General features: G+C 38.2%; 1 protein-coding gene. It reads left to right on the forward strand.

What is annotated here, in order from left to right; genetic code table 11:
* Positions 1 to 220: ABC transporter substrate-binding protein (locus ACRHOC_RS15620; protein WP_431159493.1), on the forward strand; the 220-nt coding region annotated here is incomplete at both ends.

The following is a 220-nucleotide window of genomic DNA, read 5'->3' on the forward strand; positions in this document are numbered from 1 at the left end:
CGATATTTTATTTAGTTCGCGTGAATATATTCAACAGAACCCTGAAATTACCGATCGTTTTTATCGTGCCTCAATCCGTGGCTGGCTTTATGCTTTTGAAAATATTGAGGAAACCGCTCAGGTTATTTTTGACAAATATAATAGCCAGAGTAAGACACTGCCTGCTCTTATTTTCGAAGGGGAGGAGTTAAGGAAGTTAGCGTTTGATCGTAATGGTAAT

Source organism: Winogradskyella poriferorum (assembly GCF_050618035.1).
Lineage (GTDB): Bacteria > Bacteroidota > Bacteroidia > Flavobacteriales > Flavobacteriaceae > Winogradskyella > Winogradskyella poriferorum_A.